The sequence below is a fragment of the Actinomadura rubteroloni genome (assembly GCF_002911665.1).
GTDB classification, from domain to species: Bacteria; Actinomycetota; Actinomycetes; order Streptosporangiales; family Streptosporangiaceae; genus Spirillospora; species Spirillospora rubteroloni.
Genome location: NZ_MTBP01000004.1, coordinates 490003 through 509497, shown reverse-complemented (window position 1 = coordinate 509497; position 19495 = coordinate 490003). Strand labels below are relative to the sequence as shown.

The window sequence follows — 19495 nt, the reverse complement described above, 5'->3', positions numbered from 1 at the left end:
CGTGTGTACGCATATCCGGCGGGTTAGCTGCGGGTTTCCTCGGAGATATGGTCCACTGCCCAAGCGGCCACCTGGGCGCGGGACGTGAAGCCCAGCTTGCCGAGAATGTTGGTGACGTGCCGCGCGACGGTCGCCGGACTGATCACGAGTTCGCCCGCGATGCCCCGGTTGCTGAGGCCGCGCGCGACGAGCCGGGCGATCTCCCGTTCCCGGGCCGTCAGCGTGCTGGCGGGGGTCGCGGCCCCGGCGGGCGCGTCGCGCGGGGCGTCGGGGACGGCGTCGCCGGGGCCCGCGAGCGCCCGCGCGATCGCCTCCTCCGGCGTCGTCACCCGGCCCTGGCCCCAGAGCTGCGCGACGACCGGCTCGCCGAGCCGCCGCCGGATCGGCTCCAGCAGCCCCTCGACGCGCGCCCCGCCGCCGGGACGCGGGTCCGGCGCGGCGGCCTCCTGGAGCGCCGCGCCCGCCCCGGCCAGCAGCACCGCGCTCCGCTCGTCGCCTTCGCGGGCCGTCAGCTCGGCGAACGCGATGAGCGAGCGCGCCACGTCCGGGCGGATGCCCGCCGACCGGCTCAGCTCCAGGCTCTCCCCGAGCGCCGCGCGCGCGGCGGCGGTGTCGCCGCGCGCCAGCGCGACCCGGCCGAGCCCGGCCAGGGCGCGGGCGCGTTCGGGCCGCGCGCCGACCGCGACCAGCGCGGGCAGCGCGGCGCCGTAGCAGGACCCGGCGGCGGCCAGGTCCCCGCGCAGCGTCGCGACGCGGCCGAGGCCGATCAGCGCGTGCGCCGCGCCCCAGAGCTGCCCGATCTCCCGCATCCCGGTCAGGCCCTGTTCGAGCAGGTCGCGGGCGTCGCGCAGCCGGCCCTCCCGGATCCGCAGCCGGCCCCGGACGATCCGCCCGTAGGCGCGGTTCCACTCCTGGCACTCGCCGCGCGCGACGGCGTCGGCCTCGTCCAGCCGGACGGTCGCCTCCGCGAACCGGCCCGCGACGATGTCGGTCTCGGCGAGGGTGTTGAGCGCGACGGCCGTCATGAAGTCGTCGCCCGCCTTGCGGCACGGCTCCAGGGCGCGTCCGGCGAACTCGGCGGCGGTGCGGTAGTCGCGGGCGCCGACGGCGAGCTGCGCGCGGCCCGCGAGCCCCGGGCCGTGGACGAACGCGGGCGCGTCCAGGGCGCCGACGAGGAACCGGTCGGTCATCTCGATCCACTCGCCGAGCCGTCCCCGGACGATCCAGAACGTGCGCAGCGCGGTGCAGAGCCGCAGTCCCTCCTCGTACTCGTGCCGGTCCAGCGACCAGGACAGCACCGCCCGGACGTTCTCCATCTCCGCGTCGTAGCGCTGGAACAGCGCGACGCGCTCCTCCCACGTCGCGGGGATCTCGGCGAGCGCGATCTCGGCGTGGCGCTCGGCGTCCTCCAAGAGGGCGTCGCGGTGCCGGGTGCGGACCTCGGCGTCCTCGCCCGCCGCGACGAGCCGTTCGGCGGCGTACTGGCGGATGCTGTCGGGCAGCCGGAACCGGGTCTCGCCCGCGACCTCGTCGGCGACGACGGCGAGGGACTTGTCCGACAGGGCGGTGAGCAGGTCGAGCGGGTCGTGCCCGTCCAGGCCGGTGAGCGCGGGCGGGTCGTCGCGGCACACCTGCTCGACGCGGGTGAGCGTCCAGCCCGCGAACACCGACAGGCGGCGCAGCAGGACGCGTTCGGCGTCGCCGAGCAGTTCGTAGCTCCAGTCGATCGCGGCGCGCAGCGTCCGCTGGCGGGGCGGGGCGGTCCGGTCGCCCGCGCTGAGCAGCCGGAACCGGTCGGTGAGGCGGTCGGCGATCTGCTCGGCCGACAGCACCCGCACCCGCGCGGCGGCCAGTTCGAGGGCGAGCGGGACGCCGTCCAGCGCGCGGCTGACCGCGGCGACCGCGCCGGTCACGGTGAAGTCGGGCCGGACGGCCCGCGCCCGCTCCACGAACAGCCGCTCGGCCTCCGCCGGTTCCAGCGGCGGGACGCGCCACACCGTCTCGGCGGCCATCCGCAGCGGCTCCCGGCTCGTCGCGAGGATCCGCAGCCCCGGGCAGCGGTTCAGCAGCACCCCGGCCAGCTCTGCGCAGTCGTCCACGAGGTGTTCGCAGTTGTCCAGGACGAGCAGGACGCCGCGCGTCCCGATCGTGTCGGCGATGACCCCGGCGGGGGCGCGGTGGTCCTCCTCGGCGATCTCCAGCGCGGCGGCGACGCGGCGGCCGACCGTGCCGGGCGGGCCGTCGGCGGGCGCGTCGGACAGGTCCACGAACCACGTCCCGCCGGGATGATCGGCGCGCAGCGACCGCGCGACGCGCACCGCGAGCCGCGTCTTGCCGATCCCGCCGGGGCCGCACAGCGTGACGACGCGCAGCGACCCGAGCAGGTCGCGCAAATCGGCGACGTCCCGGTCGCGACCGACGAACACGTCGGTCTCGGCCGGGAGGCTGCTCCCGCCAGGAGGTTTCTGCGTCGTCATACGCCCAGTTTCCGCGGCCCGTGCGTGCCCACCGCCGAGTCTTTCACCGCGCGCGGGTGATCGTCTCCCGATTCGGCGGGCCGGTCGCGGATTCCGCGCCGGGCCGGCGGGGCGGGACGGGCGGAACACGCCCGCTCAGGCGGCGATTCCCGTTCTGTCGGCGGGTGCGTCCGCGCCCGGTCGCGGCGGCCGGGAGCGGCCGACGGCGGCGCGCCCGGAATGAGCCGCGGCCCGGGACGGCCGGACGTTAGGTTCTAAGCGTGCGCGTCTTCCTCACCGGTGCTTCCGGTTTCGTCGGGTCCCATGCCGTGCGGGCGCTGGTGGAGGCCGGGCACCGGCCGCGCGCCCTCGTCCGCGATCCCGCCAAGGCCGTCCGGGTGCTCGGCGCGCTCGGCATCGCCGCCAAGGACATCGAGCTGGTGCGCGGCGACATGCTGGACGCGGCGACGGTGGCCGCCGCGCTGGAGGGCTGCGACGCGGCGATCCACGCCGCCGCCGCGCTCGGCGTGACGGGCCGCCCGGCCGATCTCGACGCCGTCAACGTCACCGGCACGAAGAACGTGGTCGGCGGCGCGGTCGCGGCGGGCCTGTCGCCGGTCGTGCACGTGTCGACGGTCGCGGTGTTCCTCCCGACGTCCGCGCCGGTCATCACCGCCGAGTCGCCGCTCGCCGGGGGCCGCACCGGGTACGGACGGTCCAAGCTCGCCGCCGAGCGCTACGTGCGCGGCCTCCAGGACGCGGGCGCCCCCGTCACGATCGTGTACCCCGGCGGGGTGTGCGGCCCGGACCAGCCGGCCCCGGACGCGCTGATGGAAGGGCTCGCCGCCGCGCTGCGGTTCGCGTGGCCGCTGACGGCGGGCGGGGTGTCGGTGCTGGACGTCCGCGACCTCGCCGCCGCGCTGGCCCGGACGGTCACCGGCGGCAAGACCGGCGAGCGGTGGCTGCTCGGCGGGCACTACCTGACGTGGCCGGAGCTGGCGGCGCTGTGCGACGCGGCGACCGGCGTGCGGTCGGTGAAGATCCCGCTGCCGGGGGCGGTGGTGACGGGCGCGGGCGCGGCGCTGGACGCGGTCCGGCGCGTCCGGCCGGTGCCCTATCCGCTGACGCGCGACGCCGCCGAGTTCATGGCGCGGCTCGTCCCGACCGACGACCGGCCCGCGCTGGACGCGCTCGGGCTGGAGCTGCGCCCGGTGCGCGAGACCGTCACCGACGCGCTGCGGTTCCTCGCCGCGTCCGGCCGTCTGGACGCGCGGCGCGCGGGACGGCTCGGCGGCGCGCGGCGGCCCTCGCTCGTGCAGCGCGGGCTCGGCCCCGCCGTCCGGCGGATGGCGGCGGCGCCGTGGTTCCGCAAGGTCGGGCCGAAGGTCGTCCCCCCGGCGGACCGGGCGCTGAACCGGCTCACCGGCGGACGGTTCCTGCTGTCGCAGGCGATGGTCCCGAGCCTGCTGCTCACGACGCGCGGCGCCGTGACCGGGCGGCCCCGGCGCACCCCGCTGGCCTGCCTGCCCGACGGCGACGGCTGGCTCGTCGTCGGCTCCAACTTCGGGCGCGCCGCGCATCCGGCGTGGACGGGGAACCTGCTGCGCCACCCGTCGGCCCTCGTGACCTGGCGGGGGCGGACCGTTCCCGTCACCGCGCGGCTGCTGGACGGCCCCGAACGCGCGGCGGCGTGGCCCCGGCTGGTCGCGGTGTGGCCCGTCTACGACCGGTACGTCGAGTCGTCCGGGCGGACGCTGCGCGTGTTCCGGCTCAGCCCCGTCCGTCAGGTGCGTCCGCGCAAGGTCCGCGACAGCCGGCGGCCGAGCGCGAGGTAGGCGAGCAGGACGCCGCAGGTGTTGAGGATGATGTCGTCCACGTCGAAGGCCCGTCCCGCCACCGCGAGGCCCTGCGCGCACTCGATGACGAACGACACGAGCGCGCCGAGGAACACGAGCCGCAGCGGGCCGCGCAGCCGCACCGACGCGATCGGCGCCAGCACGCCGAGCGGCGCGAGGAGCAGCAGGTTCCCGCCGATCTGGAGCGCCGCGTCCTTGAACGGACGGTCCCAGTAGAAGCGCAGTGAATGGCCGGGGTCGGTGTTGCCGCCCGCCTGGCCGTGGTCGGCGACCGGCGTGAGCGTCAGCCGGTACGCCGCGTAGGAGAAGGCCGCCAGCCCCGCGATCGCGATCAGCACCGCGGCGACGCGCAATGCCCGCACGTACCACCGGACCGGCTCGCGGGGTTTGGCCGGCTGCTGGAGTTCGATGGTTCCCGACACGCACGCCTTGTCCCCCGTCCCGCGCGGTTCATTCCACACGGGACGGGGGACTGCGGCGGATCAGGCGGCGACGGCCGTCGTGGCCGGCTCCAGCGCCAGGTCCAGCACCTCGCGGACGTCGCTGACGGTGAAGACCGTCAGGTTCTCCAGCACCTCGGCCGGGACGTCCTCCAGGTCCGGCTCGTTGCGCTTGGGCACGATCGCGGTCGTGATCCCGAGCCGGGACGCGGCCAGCAGCTTCTGCTTCAGCCCCCCGATCGGCAGCACCCGCCCGGTCAGCGACACCTCACCGGTCATCGCCACGTCCGCGCGGACCGGACGGCCCGACAGCAGTGACGCGAGGGCCGTCGTCATCGTGATGCCCGCGCTCGGCCCGTCCTTCGGGATCGCGCCCGCCGGGACGTGGACGTGGACGCCGCGGTCCTTCAGGTCCCCGACCGGCAGCTCCAGCTCCGCGCCCCGCGACCGCAGGTAGCTCAGCGCGATCTGCGCCGACTCCTTCATGACGTCGCCGAGCTGGCCGGTGAGCGTGACGCCCGTCCCGCCGGTCTCGGGGTCGGCCAGCGACGCCTCGATGAAGAGGACGTCGCCGCCCGCGCCCGTCACGGCGAGGCCGGTCGCGACGCCGGGCACCGCCGTGCGGCGCTCGGTGCGGCTCAGCTCCGCCTCCGGCGTGAACCGGGGACGGCCCAGGTAGTCCTTCAGGTCCCCGGCGTCCACCGTCACCGGCAGCGCCGCCTTCTCCAGCGCGACGTTCGCGGCGACCTTGCGCAGCACCCGCGCGACCGCCCGGTCCAGCGACCGGACGCCCGCCTCCCGCGTGTACTCCGCGGCCAGCAGCCGCAGCGCCGCGTCGGTGACCGTCACCTCGGCCGGGTCCAGCCCGGACTTCTCCAGCTCCCGGGGCAGCAGGTGGTCGCGGGCGATCGTGACCTTCTCGTCCTCGGTGTAGCCGTCGAGCTGGACCAGCTCCATGCGGTCCAGCAGCGGGCCGGGGATCTGCTCGACGACGTTGGCGGTGGCCACGAACAGCACGTCGCTCAGGTCCAGCTCGACCTCCAGGTAGTGGTCCCGGAAGGTGTGGTTCTGCTCGGGGTCCAGGACCTCCAGCAGCGCGGCGGTCGGGTCGCCCCGGTAGTCGGCGCCGACCTTGTCGATCTCGTCCAGCAGCACGACCGGGTTCATCGTCCCCGCCTCGCGGATCGCCCGGACGATCCGGCCCGGCAGCGCGCCGACGTAGGTGCGCCGGTGGCCGCGGATCTCGGCCTCGTCGCGGACGCCGCCGAGCGCCACCCGGACGAACTCGCGTCCCATCGCGCGGGCGATCGACTCGCCGAGCGAGGTCTTGCCGACCCCGGGCGGGCCGCCGAGCGCCAGCACCGCGCCGCTGCGCCGGCCGCCGACGACGCCGAGGCCCCGGTCCGCGCGGCGCTTGCGCACGGCCAGGTACTCGATGATGCGCTCCTTGACGTCCTCCAGGCCGGTGTGGTCGGCGTCCAGGACGGCGCGGGCGCCCGCGATGTCGTAGGCGTCCTCGGTGCGCTCGTTCCACGGCAGGTCCAGGACGGTGTCCAGCCAGGTGCGGATCCAGCCGCCCTCGGGCGAGGCGTCCGACGACCGCTCCAGCTTGTCGACCTCCTTGAGCGCGGCCTCGCGCACCTTCTCGGGCAGGTCGGCGGCCTCGATGCGGGCGCGGTAGTCGTCCTCCTCGTCGGCCGGGTCGCCCTTCAGCTCGGCCAGTTCCTTGCGGATGGCCTCCTGCTGCTGGCGGAGCAGGAACTCGCGCTGGGTCTTCTCCATGCCCTCCTGGACGTCCTTGCGGATCGTCTCGGCGACGTCCAGCTCCGCGAGGTGGTCGCGGACCCAGCCGATCGCGAGGGTCAGGCGCTCGTCGGTGTCGGGGGTCTCCAGCAGCTCGGTCTTCTGCTCGTCGGTCAGGTAGGGGGCGTATCCGGCGTTGTCCACCAGGGTGGACGGGTCGTCGATCTGCTGCACGACGTCCACGACCTGCCATGCGCCGCGCTTCTGCAGGACGGCGCTCACCAGGCCCTTGTACTCCTTGGCCAGCTCGTGCGTGCGTCCGGTGGGCGCCGGGACCGGGATCTCGGTGCCCTCGACCCACAGCGCCGCGCCGGGACCGGTCGTCCCGGTGCCGATGCGGACGCGGGCGACGCCGCGCACGACCGCGCCGGGCTCGCCGCCGGGCAGCCGGCCCTCCTGCTCCACGACGGCCAGCGTGCCGACGGCGGTGTACTGCCCGCCGCGGCGCGGGACGAGCAGCACCCGCGGCTTGGCGGCCGACCGGATGCCGGGCCCGCGCGTCTGGGCGACGGCCCGCGCCGCCTCGATGGCCGCGCGCACCTCGGTGCCGTCGGACAGGTCCAGGGGGACGACCATGCCCGGCAGAACGGCCCCGTCGTCCAGGGGCAGCACCGGCAGCGTCAGGGTCTCGCTCATGCTCAGCTCCGTTCCTTCGTCCGGATGACCCCGCCCCAGAGGGTTGAGTCATACACACTCAAGAAAACGTAGCCGAGTTTTGTTTCCTCCCCGCGTTCGCTCTCAGCGATCAAGCGGCGCGGGCCGTACCCCGGGGAACACCCGGGGCACGGCGTCGCTTCCCCAGTAGCTCAGCCCTAGTCGCTCAGCTCGTGCTCGCCGAACAGCGGCGCGTACCCGGACGGGAGCTGGCTCAGCACGCGGTTCAGCTCGCCGCCCGACACCGTCGCCGCGACCGTGGACAGGACGACGCTCGCGTCCATCTGCGCCGACGTGCCCGCCGCGTGCGTGCGCTCGGCCACCCGGCGGCAGAACTCGTCCACGCCGAACGACCCGGGCAGGTCGGGGGCGTCGGCGAGCAGGACGTCGTCCAGCGGCTCGGGGAGCTGGGCCGCCAGGTGCGCGGCGCCCTCGGGCGTCATCCGGCTGCGCAGCACCTCCAGCACCGAGACCGCGACGTGCTCGGCCTCCCGCCGGTCGGTGTACTCCCCGTTCTCCCGCACCGTCTTGATGAACTGGCCGTACTTCATGGATCACCCTCCTATCCGGAGAGCCTCCGCTACCCGGCGCGCCGCCCGGCGAACCCCGCCGCCGGTTCTTTACGCGCGTGAGGGATTCTGGACGGAACGTCCGGCGGAAAGACCACCGATGACCGCCGGAGACGAGGAGGCGTGATGGCGCTCCACCGCGTGGCGACCGAGACGACCGACGACGTGTTCACCGCGCCGCTGGCCGAGCGGCCCCTGCCGAAGACCCGCATCCCCGACGGCCCGACCGATCCGAAGGTCGTCTACGACCTGCTGCGCGCCGAACTGCTGCTGGACGGCAACTCCGCGCAGAACCTCGCCACCTTCTGCACCACGTACAACGGCGACGAGGTCAAGCGGCTCATGGCCGACGCGCTGGACAAGAACATGGTCGACAAGGACGAGTACCCGCAGACCGCCGAGATCGAGCGGCGCTGCGTCCGGATCCTCGCCGACCTGTGGAACGCGCCCGGCGGCCCGGACACGATGGGCTGCTCCACGACCGGGTCCAGCGAGGCGGCGATGCTCGGCGGGCTCGCGCTGAAGTGGCGGTGGCGCAAGGCGCGGGAGGCGGCGGGCAGGCCCGCCGGCACGCCGAACCTCGTCTGCGGGCCGGTGCAGGTGTGCTGGGAGAAGTTCGCGCGGTACTTCGACGTGGAACTGCGGCAGATCCCGCTGGAGCCGGGCGCGACGGGCATCCGTCCGCACCAGCTCGCGCAGTACGTGGACGAGAACACGATCGGCGTCGTCGCGATCCTCGGCGTCACGTTCACCTGCGACTACGAGCCCGTCGCCGAGATCGCCGGGGCGCTGGACGCGATCCAGGCCGACACCGGGCTGGACGTCCCGATCCACGTGGACGCGGCGAGCGGCGGGTTCGTGGCGCCGTTCGTCCGGCCCGACCTCGTGTGGGACTTCCGGCTGGAGCGGGTCGCGTCGATCAACGCGTCCGGGCACAAGTACGGGCTCGCGCCGCTCACCTGCGGCTGGGCGGTCTGGCGGTCGGCGGACCTGCTGCCGGAGGAACTGATCTTCCACGTGGACTACCTGGGCGGCGAGATGCCCACGTTCGCGCTGAACTTCTCCCGGCCCGGCGGCGAGGTCATCGCGCAGTACTTCAACCTGCTGCGCCTCGGCCGCGAGGGGTACCGGCGCGTCCAGCAGAGCTGCATGGACACCGCGCAGTACCTCGCCGGGCGGCTGCGCGACATGAAGGTGTTCGAGCTGCTGTACGACGGGTCGTCCGCACTGCCCGCCGTCTGCTACACGCTGGACGGCGACCCCGGGTACACGCTCTACGACATCACCGAGCAGCTCCGGACGCGGGGCTGGCAGGTGCCGTCGTATCCGCTGCCCGCCGGACGCAGTTCGACGGTCGTGCAGCGGGTGCTGATCCGGCACGGCATCAGCCGGGACGAGATCTCGCTGCTCGCCGACGACATCGAGGCCGTCCTGTCGAAACTGCGCGCGGGCGGCGGACGGGGCGGGCCGCAGGAGCCGTCCTTCCACCACTGACGGTCAGCCCGCGACCGCCAGGTCGGCCGGCGGCCCGAGCGCGGCCCGGTCCCGCTCGGGCCGGACCAGCGCCGCCGCCAGCAGCCCGCCCGCGACCAGCAGGACGGCGGCCAGGTCGAACGCGTGCCCGAAGCCCGCCGCCGCGTCCGGCGCGCCCTCGACCAGCGCGCCGGTCACCGCCGGGCCGAACGCGCCCGCCGTGGACGCCAGCGCGATGACCGCGCCGAGCAGCGGCGCCCGCTGCCGCACCGGCGCGATCTCGGCCAGCGCGGTCTGGGTGAGCGTGATGAACGTGTGGGCGCCCGCGAACGCGACGAGCAGCACGACGACGAGCGCGCCCGTCCCGCCGACGCGGGTGAGCAGCGCGACCGCCAGCCCGGACGCCGTGATCGCCGAGCCGCCGACCACGCCGCGCGCGACCCGGCTCGGCGCGCCCGCCCGCAGCATCCCGCGCGACCCGACGGCGACGCCGAGCACCAGCGCGATCGACCCGGCCTGCGCGAGCGCCGCGACCATGCTCGCCCGGCCCAGCGAGTGGCCGTGGACGCGCTGGAGGTACTGCGGCAGCCAGGTCGTCACGACCGCGAGCATCCAGTAGGCGGCGAAGCACGCGGCGAGCGCGGCGAGGACGCTGCCCCGGCCGAGCAGCCGCGCGTACGGGACGGCGCGGCCGTCCGCCTCGGGGGCCCGGGCCGCGTGCGGGCCGTCCGCGCCGAGCCGCAGCCACGCGACCGTCCAGGCCAGGCCGAGGACGCCGGTCAGCGCGAACGCCGACCGCCACCCCCACTGGCCGATCGTCAGCGCGAGGACGGGCGCGCCGACCGCGACGCCCGCCGCCGCGCCGATCGGCAGCATCGCGCCCGGGACGGCGCGCTCGCGGTCGGGGAACCAGCCGAACGCGGTGTGGTTGGCCAGCGGGAACGCCGGGCCTTCGGCCGCGCCGAGCACGACGCGCGTCGCGACCAGAACCGCGAACCCGGCCGCCGGGAGCGCCGCCACGAGCTGCGCGGCGCTCCACAGCAGGACCAGTCCGGTGAGCAGGCCGCGGGCCGGGACGCGGTCGGCGAGGAACCCGACGATCCCGCCGGACACGCTGAACAGCAGGTAGAACGCGCTGCCGACCGTCCCGAACGCGGTGTCGCCGAGGCGCAGGTCGGCCTGGATGTCCTTGCCCGCCAGGCCGAGGACCGTCTTGTCGGCGAAGTTCACGACCATGAAGAGGAACAGGAGCCAGACGATCGTCCAGGGACGCCGTGCCGCCATGGGCGCCCTCCGTGGTTCTCTCGTGACGCTGTGTGAGCGTCCCACTCTCGCGGGCGGGCGGGCGCCGCCGCAAGACCCCCGGACGCCTTGTGGCCCGAAGGCGATTCCCCGGTGGCGCTTCCCGGACGATTCTGTGGCGCCGACGGTCGGCGCCCGTCCCGGCGGCGCGGGCGGGCGGACCCGGCGCCCGGCGGCCCACGCGCCCCGGCCGTCCCGCGAACTTCTTTCTTGACCTGGGTTTACGCCCGCGATGACGACGGGTACCTTCCGCATGGAAATCGTGACGCTGGGTGACGGTCAACGTCGAGGTCCGGTCAAGGGGACTTCGCCTGATCCCACCGGAGAAAGGGGGTTTCGATGCCGTTCACTCGCGGGGGCGACGCCCCTGCCGGAAGCGTCGCCGTTCCGGGCGCGACACCGCCCGGTTCCGTCCCGGCGGCCGAGGACGTCCCCGACGGGCCGTCCCGCGACGCGCACCGGCCCCCTTGCCCTCCGGTGCGCGTCGCGGCGACGGTCGCCGGGTGCACACCTCGGGTCCTCGGCCGTCCAGGACGCGCACCGGCGAGCACCGGGCGGCCTTCGACCGGCCCGCCGCCGCGCGTGCGCGGAGCGGCGGCGGGCCGCTCCAGCCTCGCCCCGCCCCGGGATCGCGGCGCCGTGCGCCCCCGCGGCACCGTGACCAGCCGGGCCGGCGGCGCAGGCGAAGCGCAGCGCCGCCCGCCGGCCCGGCCTCCTCGCCTCCGGCGGCGGCACGCCCGCCCCGGCCCGCCTCCGACCCCGTCCGGCGCGCACCGCGCCCCGGACGCGAGGGGGTGAGGCCCCGGACACACCAACCGGCGCGAGCCGGTGCGGCCCCGGGCTTCCGGTACCACGTCCCGACCCCCGTCCCGGACGGCCCGCGGCCCCAGTGGAGAGACACTGCCCACCCGTCCCGGGCGGCACCGATACCGCCCGGGACGGGCCGTGTCCCCCACACGACTCAAGCGAACACACCCACCCGGCCGCGCGCACGGCGCGCGAACGAGAGCGCGACGTGACCGTGGGCTCGGAGGACGAACCGTCTCCGCCCCATAGCGCGAGTTCGGCGCGAGCAAGAACGCGGCGTGGTCGCGGGGTCGGCGGGCGAGCCGTCTCCGCGGGGGTTCGGTGTGTGGTGCGGCGGGTTAGAGGGGGCGGGTCCAGAGTTGGCCGTGGATCACGTCGCCGAAGCGGCGGACCGGCGGGTCCTCGGTCGTCAGGCGGAAGCCCGCGCGTTCGTAGAGGCGGATCGCGGCGCGTTGCAGGGCCGTCGTCCAGAGGGCGATCTCGCGGTAGCCGGCCTGCCGGGCGAACGTCAGGCACGCGTCGATCAGCGCGGCGCCGACGCCCGCGCCGCGCGCGAACGGTTCCACGTGCAGCATGCGGAGCTGCGCGACGTCCCCTTCGCGGGGCGAGCAGAAGACCGCGCCCGCGCGTTCGCCGTCGAGTTCGGCGATCCAGCCGTCGGCCCGCGCCGGGTCGCGGTTCACCACGTACGTGGACAGGACTTCGGCCACGCGCGCCTCGTAGGTCTCGTCCCAGCCGCACTCGGCCGCGTAGAGGGCGCCGTTGCGGGAGATCACCCAGCCGAGGTCGCCGGGCGCCAGGGCGCGCAGCCGCAGGCCCGGCGGCGGGGCCGTCACGCCTGGGCGGGGGCGGAGGCCGTCTCGGGGCCGGCCTCGCGGGCGGCCAGCTCGGCCCGCGCCTCGCCCACGATCTTGTGCTCGATGTAGAACGCGAGGAACGGGATCAGGCCCGCCGTGACCATGAGCGCCATCTTCGGCAGCGGCCAGGAGAACCGCCGCCACAGGTCGTAGGCCATGACCAGGTAGACGATGTAGAGGATGCCGTGGATCGGCGAGATGATCCCCGACGGCGTCGCGTTGCCGCCGATGTAGCGGATCGGCATCGCCACGAAGACGAGGAGCAGCAGCATCACGCCCACCGTGAGAGCGAGGGCGCGGTAGCGGGTGACGGCCGCTTCCACAGGTTCACACCTTTCTCGACGCGCCCGGCGCGCGGGCGGTCACGGCCGGTCAGGCGCGCTTGCCCTGCGCGTTGAGCCGGGCCAGATAGCGGTTGTAGGCGGCGAGCGCGGGGTCCTCTTCCTCCTGCCGCCGGATGATCTCCCGGGTCACCTTCGCCTCGGCGGGCTCCTCGATCGGCTCGGCCGACGGGGGCTTCACGCCGTTCAGCTCGTCCCGGATCATCTTGATCCACATCACGACGACGAAGACCGAGAAGACCGGCCACTCGAACGTGTACGCCCAGCTCCGGTCGTTGCCGCCCGTGGCCCGTTCGAACTGCCACCAGCCGAAGAACAGGAAGGAGAAGAACAGCACGATCGCGATGGCGTGGAGACCGAGCCAGCCGGGGGTGAGGAACCTGCGCACGTCACCCACCGTACCCCCGTCCCCGCCGAGCCCGCGCCCGCCCCCAAGGCTCGCCCGTTCGGCCGTGATTTGTCGGTTCTCTCCCCTACGGTGACGGGCATGTCGATCACGGCACCGGCCCAGGGGTACTCGTACGCGCGCCCGTCGGGGCTGTCGGACGGGCGGCTCGGCCTGTCCACCTCGGGCGGGCGCACCGCCGCCGGGCCCGCCGCGCGTCCGCACTTCTTCAGCGGCGTCGTGACGCGTCCGGCCCCGGCCGCCGCCGCGCTGCTGGCCGTCGCCGACGTCGCGACGACGCGTTACCACCGGCCCGGCGGCACGTCCCGCGACCCGGTGGTCACCTGCAACGGGGACCGGCTGCGGCTGGAGGCGTTCTCAGGCTGCGGCGGCGTCTACGCGCGGCTCGACCTGCTCGCCGGGGCGCTCGACGGAGACGTCCACGACCTCGGCACCACCAACGTGGACGTCAACCCGCCGCTGCGCACGGCGCTGGCCCGGGTGGGCGCGGGCGACCCGCTGCACTTCGCGGTCGGCGCGGACGAGCTGGTCGTCACCACCGGCGACGGCGCCGCCGTGGAGAAGAAGGTGCTGCTCCCCGACCGGTGGCTGCGCGGGTTCGCCGAGGTCCAGGTGATCACGGCGGGCTTCGACCCGCGCGCGGAGCTGCGCGGACCGGAGGCGGTGCGGTTCGTCCGGTCGCTGCGGTCGGGCGGGGCGCCGTGGTTCGTCCCGGCGGGGCGGACGCTGCGGCCGTCGGCGCGTCCGGTGCCCGGCGCGGTGTGCGCGGCGGCGCCCGAGCGGCTCCGGACGATGCTGCCGCTGCTGCGGTTCGCGACGGCGCTGCGCGCGTACGGGCCGCCCGCGCCGGACGGCCCGGCGGCGAGCGTGTGGGAGCTGGAGCTGCCCGGGATGCGGTACGTCCTCGCGCTGTCCCCCGAGATCCACCGGGGCTTCTCCGGTGAGGGCGCGGTGCTGGACGCCCTGTCCGCCGACGACACCGCCGACGACGCGGACCTGGTCGGCGCGCTGCTGGCGTTCGAGCCCCGGCTCGACACCGACGTGCTCGCCGAGCGGTCCGGCCTGCCCGCCGCCCGCGTCCGCGCCGCGCTGACCTGCCTCGGGACGGCCGGACGCGTCGGTTTCGACGCCGCCGAGGCCGCCTACTTCCACCGCGAGCTGCCCTACGACGGCGCCCGCGTCACTGCGCTGAACCCCCGGCTGCGGGCGGCGCGGGAGCTGGCCGGGACGGTGCGGCGCGCGGCGGACGGCACCGCGCTCGTCCCGGGCTCGGAGCGCGAGCACCGGGTGCGGGGATCGTCGTGCACGTGCTCGTGGTGGACGCGGCACGGAGGCGGGCGGGGGCCGTGCAAGCACGTCCTCGCCGTCCGGATCGCCGGGGAGGCGCGATGAACGTCCGGGACCTGGTCGACGCGGGCGACGCGGCGGGCGTCGTGCGGCTCGTCGCGACGATGCCCGAGGACGAGCGCCGCGCGACGGCCCGCGCGCTGCCCGCCCTGCTGCGCGAGCTGAAGGCCGGCGGCTGGCACCCGTGGGGCAAGGACGGCGAGCGCGCCGACGCGCTGGCCCTCGCCGGGGCGGGCTGCATCGCCGGGGCCGCCGCCGCGGCGACGTGGCTGTGCAAGGGCGACGTCGCGGACGTCGGGCAGCGCCCGCGCGCCTACCCCGCCCTGATCTCCGCGGCCACCGCGCACCGGACCGCCGCGTGGCGCGCGGACGTCGCCGCGCGGATGACCGGGCGGCTGCGGTTCCGCGACGACCCGATGATGTCGGTCGCGCGCTGGCGCGCGGCGGCGGCGCTGACGCTGGCGGCCGGAACCGCGCCGCCGGCCGGCGACGCCTTCGTCGTCGGCTGGGCGACGTGCACGACCGCGCTCGCCGACGACCCGTTCCTGTCCGCGTTGCTCCCCCGCCTGTTCGAGGCCGACGGCGTCGGCGCGGCGCTCCAGTGGGACGTGGGCGAGACCGCGCAGGTCTGGACGGGCGTCACGCGCGTCGAACGGCCGTCCTGGCTGGCGGCGCTCACCGCGCTGGCGGACGCGGGCCGCGTCGACCGGGACCTCCTGCTGGACGGCTGCCTCGGACGGTTCCTGCGCGGCGGGCGCTCGGTCGACCTCCAGTGGTTCGTCCGGCTCTACGACGCGCTCGCGCCCGGCCCGGACGAGACGGCCGCGCGGCTCCGCGACCATCTGCGGCTGCTGCCGTCCGCGCCCGTCCCGGTGGCGGAGCGGGCGCTCGCGGCCGTCCGGACGGCGGACGAGGCGGGCGGCCTCGACGCGGCGGCGTTCGCCGAGGCGGCCGGGGCGCTGCTGTTCCGGCCCGAGAAGAAGCTGGTCAAGGCGACCCTCGGCTGGATGGACCGCACCGCGCGGCGGCACGGCCGGGTGGACGCCACGCTGCGCGCGCTGCCCGTCCTGTTCTCCGCCGAGGCGGCCGACCTCCGGGACCGGGCCGTCGCGTGCGCGGTGAAGCACGCGGCGCACGCCGGAGCGGACGTCCGCGCCGAGATCCGGGACGCCGCCGCCGAGCTGCCCGCCGCGTCCCGCGCGACGATCGCGGAAGCGTTCGGCGCGGTCGCCGCGCCCGTCGCGCTCGCGTTCCCCGACCTGCCCGCCTACGCGCCCCGCCCCTTCCCCGCGCCCGCCGGTTCGGCCGCCGAGCTGGCGGAACGGCTCGCGGCGGCGCGGCCGGACACGGCGGCCTGGCAGGACGTCGAACGGCTCGTCGCGGACGTCGTCGCGTTCGCCTGGCGGGACGGCGCCGCGCTCCGGGCCGCCCTCGACGGCGTCGTCCCGCGCCACCCGGACACGCGGCTCGCGGCGGACTTCGGGACGGCGACGACGTGGCTCGGGCTCGCGACGGGGGCCGTCCTGGACGGGCGCACCCGGCCGCGTCCGAAGGAGGCGCACGCCCGCTTCCGCCGGGACCGGCCGCACGGCACCGGCGCGAACCGCTGGCTGCCGCCGATCCTCCAGCGGTTCCTGGCGTGGCGGATGCGGGAGGCGGCGGACGCGGTGGGCCGGATCCCGCTGCTGCTCGCGACGCCGACCGACGCGTCCGGGGCGCTCGACCCGGACGTCCTGCTGCGCCGGTGCGCCGAACTGGACGCCGCCGGGGTGCGGCCGGGCCGGGCCGACGCGGTCCAGGCCGTCCTGCGGCTGCCGCGCGAGGCCGCCGACGTCGCCGAGCGGCTGGTGCCCGGCGCACGCGCGTGGTTCGACGCGCCGGCGGTCGCGTGCGCGGTCGAGCCGGTGCGGGTCGGGCGCGGCGACCGCGACTACGCGCCGCGCCTCGCCGGACGGGTGACGCTCAAGGAGAAGGTGCCCGCCGAACTGGACCGGGCCGTGCGGCTGCCGTCCGGGCGGTCCTTCGGCGACGCGTTCGCCACCGGCTACACGATCAGCGTCGACCGGTGGCCCGGGATGCTGCCGCACCACCGCGAGGTCGCCGCCGCGCACCTGCTGCCGTCCCTGCCGCTCGGCATGGCCGTCGACTGGTTCCCCGCCGGGGTGACGGCGGGGCTCGCGGCGGCCGGCGGCCCGGCCGGGCCCGCGACCGCCGCCGTCCTCGCCTGCGGCCTGAGCGGCACGCCCGCCGCGCGGGCCGAGGCGGTGGACGCGCTGCTCGTCCTCGCCGCCCGCGACGCCCTCGCCGCCGCCGACCTCGGGACGGCCGTCGCCGCCCTGGCGGGCCAGGGGATCGTCAAGGTGAACCGCGTGGCCGAGTCGTTGGGGCAGGCCGCCGACGCGGGCGCGCATCGCGCGGTGTTCGCGGCGGTGACGGCGGGCCTGCCCGTCCTGCTGCCCGCCCCGGGCGCCCGCGCCGCCGCCGGGCTGCCCGATCTGCTGGCGCTCGCCGCCCGCATCGCCGAGACCGCGCGGCTGCGCGCGGACGTGCCGGAGGTCGCGGCCGTCGCGGCGCGCGGCGGATCGAGCCGGCTCGTCCGCGAGGCCGCCCGCCTGCACCAGGCGGCGAACGGCTGACCGTCCGGGCGCACGACCGGACAGGCCGTCAGGCGGGCGCGAAGGTGACGCCGGTCAGGCGCTCGGACGTCTCCCACAGGCGGCGGCCGAGGTCGGCGCGGTCCGCCGTGCGGCCCATCGGGACGCGGCCCGGCGCGCCGCGCAGGTTGAAGACGCCGCGCGGGCCGTAGCAGGCGCCGGTGACGACGTCCGGGGACGCCGCCGCGTAGAGGGTCGGCAGCGCCCCGCCCGCCGCGGACTGCCCGATCAGGGTGTTGCCGAGCACGGCGAGCCGGTCGGTGACGGCGTTGCCCGCCATCTGCGGGCCCGCCTGCTGGAGGTTCGTGGACGCGTACCCGGGGTGCGCGGCGACGCTCAGGACGTCGGAGTAGCGGCGGGCCAGTTCCTTGGCGAACACCAGGTTGGCCAGCTTGGAGTCGGCGTAGGCGACCCACTTGCGGTAGCGGCGCTCGCTCTGCAGGTCGTCGAAGCGCAGCCGCCCGACCCTGGCGAACCCGCTGGTGACCGTCACCACGCGCGGCGCGGCGGTCGCGCGCAGGGCGGGCAGCAGCAGGCCCGTCAGGGCGAAGTGGCCGAGGTGGTTGGTGCCGAACTGCATCTCGAAGCCGTCGGCGGTCGTGCGGTGCGGCAGCGCCATCACGCCCGCGTTGTTGACGAGCAGGTCGAGCGGCCCGTCGTGCGCGGCGGCGAACGCGCGGACCGACTCCAGGTCGGCGAGGTCGAGCGACGCCAGTTCGACGGCGGCGCCGGGGACGGCGGCGCGAAGCCGGCCGAGGGCCTGCGCCCCGCGCTCGGCGCTGCGGCAAGCGAGGACGACCGCCGCTCCGTGCCGCGCCAGTTGCAGCGCGGTGTGGTACCCGATCCCGCTGTTGGCGCCGGTGACGATCGCGCGCCGCCCGCCGAGGTCGGGAATGTCGTCCGCCGTCCAGCCCGTCATGGCCCCTCCGCCGTCGCTCTCGGTTCTCGTGACAACGACCGGCGTGCCGGTTCCGTCCCCGGAACGCCGGACCGGACACCGGATCAGGCGGGCAGCGCCGCCTCGACGGCCGCGACGACCTCGGCCGACTCCGGTTCGGTCTGCGGGGAGAACCGGGCCGCCACCGCCCCGTCGGGACCGATGAGGAACTTCTCGAAGTTCCACCGGATGTCGCCGGTGTGGCCCTCGGCGTCGGGGACGTCCACCAGCTCCCGGTAGAGGACGTGCCGGTGCTCGCCGTTGACGTCGACCTTCTCCGTCAGCGGGAACGTCACCCCGTAGGTCGCCGAGCAGAACGCGGCGATCTCCTCCGAGGTGCCCGGCTCCTGCCCCATGAACTGGTTGCAGGGCACGCCGAGGACGGTGAAACCGCGCTCGGCGTACCGCTCGTGCAGGCGCTCCAGCCCTTCGTACTGCGGGGTGAGGCCGCACTTGGACGCGACGTTCACCACGAGGACGGCCTTGCCCCGGTACTGCCCGAGGTCGGCGGAACCGCCCTGAAGGGCGTCGATCTCTACATCGAAGACAGACATGCGGCCGATCCTAGAAGATCGGCCCGCAGGCCCCGCGTCAGCCTCCCAGCACGCCGATCGACGTCACGAACGTGCCGAGCTGGTTGCCCGCGTCGCCCAGCCGCGCGAAGGCGTTGTTCACCACGTCGGCCGCCGCGCGCGGCGAGCTCAGGAGGTAGAAGATGACAAACGCGATGGCGACAAAGCGGCCGTACTTCTTCATCATCTGGCAACGCCGTCCTCGTAGTAGCGCAGCGACACAGGGACCCGGTCACATTGTGCCCCGCTGCTGTGATCTGCAAAGCGGGATTTTACTGTGACCTGGCGGCAACCGCCGACTGTCCCGCGATACGCGGACTTGACGGATCCGATCGCGTCCGCCACGCTCCGCGCCGCCGCGACGAAGCCCCGCGCCCGCCGGGGGCACGGGGCGCCGGCCCGGCGTGCGTCAGGGAATGGCGCTCATGAACTGCGCCAGCGAGTCCGCGGCGTTCCCGAGTCCGCCCAATCCGCTGTTCACCAGGCTGGCCGCACCGTCGGGACGACTGATGACGTACCAGGCGATAAACGCGATCGTGGCCATTTTCAGGTATTTCTTGTTCACGTCCCCCACCCTCTGCGGTGACTTGCCTACAGAGAGTAATTCCCTGGGGCCGGGGACGTCAGGCGCACCCAGGGTAAAGACACGACGACAGAACGTGATCATCCGGACGGGCCGCCGGGAACGGGCAGCTCAGCGCCCCGCGCTCCGCCCGTCAGCCGCCGTGTTCGGTGAGATAGCTCACATACACGGGCCGCAGCGCGTCGGCGAGGTCGCTGTCCCCCGCGTACCGGAACTCCTCCAGCAGCGACATCACGTGCAGCATGTCGAATTCGGCGCGGTCGACCTCCCCGGTGGCCGCGGCGGCGGCCGGGATGGCGCGCAGCAGCTCCCACAGAAAGCCGAGGTCGCGCCGCTCACGAGCACGCGCCACCGCCCGGTCGTGCAGCTCGGAGGTCGGCAGCAACTCCAGTTCGGCCGCGTCGGGCGTCTTCTCGGACATGCCATCGACTCTAACCG

General features: G+C 75.6%; 17 protein-coding genes. 4 read left to right on the top strand and 13 right to left on the bottom strand.

What is annotated here, in order from left to right; translation table 11 throughout:
- Nucleotides 1-23: 23 nt before the first annotated feature.
- Complete coding sequence (locus BTM25_RS26530; RefSeq protein WP_168212251.1) at nt 24-2477, bottom strand: ATP-binding protein; 2454 nt, start codon at nt 2475-2477, stop codon at nt 24-26.
- 260 nt (nt 2478-2737) lie between these two features.
- On the opposite strand from BTM25_RS26530, the gene BTM25_RS30570 reads away from it, so the two are divergent.
- A complete protein-coding gene (locus tag BTM25_RS30570) occupies nt 2738-4291 on the top strand; it encodes a nitroreductase family deazaflavin-dependent oxidoreductase (protein ID WP_103565810.1) in 1554 nt (517 codons plus the stop codon).
- On the opposite strand, the gene BTM25_RS26520 is transcribed toward BTM25_RS30570, so the two are convergent.
- The 3 genes from BTM25_RS26520 to BTM25_RS26510 all read right to left on the bottom strand — a co-directional run bounded on the left by BTM25_RS26520 (nt 4240) and on the right by BTM25_RS26510 (nt 7760).
- Complete coding sequence (locus tag BTM25_RS26520; protein WP_103565808.1) at nt 4240-4734, bottom strand: VanZ family protein; 495 nt, start codon at nt 4732-4734, stop codon at nt 4240-4242. The two genes, BTM25_RS30570 and BTM25_RS26520, sit on opposite strands and share 52 nt — an antisense overlap.
- 60 nt (nt 4735-4794) lie before the next feature.
- Nucleotides 4795-7191, bottom strand: coding sequence for an endopeptidase La (lon, locus tag BTM25_RS26515; RefSeq protein WP_103565807.1), 2397 nt, complete (start codon nt 7189-7191; stop codon nt 4795-4797).
- A gap of 176 nt (nt 7192-7367) precedes the next feature.
- Nucleotides 7368-7760, bottom strand: coding sequence for a DUF2267 domain-containing protein (locus tag BTM25_RS26510; protein ID WP_103565805.1), 393 nt, complete (start codon nt 7758-7760; stop codon nt 7368-7370).
- A gap of 144 nt (nt 7761-7904) precedes the next feature.
- Between BTM25_RS26510 and BTM25_RS26505 the strand changes: the two genes are divergently transcribed.
- On the top strand, nt 7905-9272 hold the full coding sequence (locus BTM25_RS26505; protein WP_103565803.1) for a glutamate decarboxylase: 1368 nt from the start codon (nt 7905-7907) through the stop codon (nt 9270-9272).
- A 3-nt stretch (nt 9273-9275) separates the two neighbouring features.
- On the opposite strand, the gene BTM25_RS26500 is transcribed toward BTM25_RS26505, so the two are convergent.
- The 4 genes from BTM25_RS26500 to BTM25_RS26485 form a co-directional block, all read right to left on the bottom strand.
- A complete protein-coding gene (locus tag BTM25_RS26500; protein WP_168212250.1) occupies nt 9276-10535 on the bottom strand; it encodes an MFS transporter in 1260 nt (419 codons plus the stop codon).
- A 1163-nt stretch (nt 10536-11698) separates the two neighbouring features.
- Nucleotides 11699-12196, bottom strand: a complete 498-nt coding sequence (locus BTM25_RS26495; protein ID WP_103565801.1) for a GNAT family N-acetyltransferase — start codon at nt 12194-12196, stop codon at nt 11699-11701.
- Nucleotides 12193-12540, bottom strand: a complete 348-nt coding sequence (locus tag BTM25_RS30090; protein WP_103565799.1) for a DUF3817 domain-containing protein — start codon at nt 12538-12540, stop codon at nt 12193-12195. The genes BTM25_RS26495 and BTM25_RS30090 overlap by 4 nt, the downstream gene beginning before the upstream one ends.
- A gap of 49 nt (nt 12541-12589) precedes the next feature.
- A complete protein-coding gene (locus BTM25_RS26485) occupies nt 12590-12946 on the bottom strand; it encodes a hypothetical protein (RefSeq protein ID WP_103565797.1) in 357 nt (118 codons plus the stop codon).
- Between the two features lie 99 nt (nt 12947-13045).
- On the opposite strand from BTM25_RS26485, the gene BTM25_RS26480 reads away from it, so the two are divergent.
- On the top strand, nt 13046-14356 hold the full coding sequence (locus tag BTM25_RS26480; protein WP_205648282.1) for a DprA-like winged helix domain-containing protein: 1311 nt from the start codon (nt 13046-13048) through the stop codon (nt 14354-14356).
- Entirely contained in the window at nt 14353-16947 is a 2595-nt protein-coding gene (locus BTM25_RS26475) for a DUF6493 family protein (protein ID WP_103565795.1), read from the top strand. Before BTM25_RS26480 ends, BTM25_RS26475 begins: the two co-directional genes overlap by 4 nt.
- A 28-nt stretch (nt 16948-16975) precedes the next feature.
- Here BTM25_RS26475 and BTM25_RS26470 read toward each other — a convergent pair whose 3' ends face one another.
- The 5 genes from BTM25_RS26470 to BTM25_RS26460 all read right to left on the bottom strand — a co-directional run bounded on the left by BTM25_RS26470 (nt 16976) and on the right by BTM25_RS26460 (nt 19478).
- The gene (locus BTM25_RS26470; protein ID WP_103565793.1) at nt 16976-17884 is read right to left on the bottom strand and encodes an oxidoreductase; all 909 of its coding nucleotides are present in this window, start codon (nt 17882-17884) and stop codon (nt 16976-16978) included.
- An 83-nt stretch (nt 17885-17967) separates the two neighbouring features.
- Nucleotides 17968-18456: a glutathione peroxidase gene (locus BTM25_RS26465; protein ID WP_103565791.1), complete on the bottom strand. Its 489-nt coding sequence runs from the start codon at nt 18454-18456 to the stop codon at nt 17968-17970.
- A gap of 37 nt (nt 18457-18493) precedes the next feature.
- Nucleotides 18494-18661 carry a hypothetical protein gene (locus BTM25_RS29835; protein ID WP_168212230.1) on the bottom strand — a complete coding sequence of 56 codons (168 nt, stop codon included), beginning with the start codon at nt 18659-18661 and terminating at the stop codon, nt 18494-18496.
- 222 nt (nt 18662-18883) lie between these two features.
- Nucleotides 18884-19039: a hypothetical protein gene (locus BTM25_RS29830; protein ID WP_168212248.1), complete on the bottom strand. Its 156-nt coding sequence runs from the start codon at nt 19037-19039 to the stop codon at nt 18884-18886.
- 151 nt (nt 19040-19190) lie between these two features.
- Entirely contained in the window at nt 19191-19478 is a 288-nt protein-coding gene (locus BTM25_RS26460) for a hypothetical protein (RefSeq protein ID WP_103565789.1), read from the bottom strand.
- Between the last annotated feature and the right edge of the window lie 17 nt (nt 19479-19495).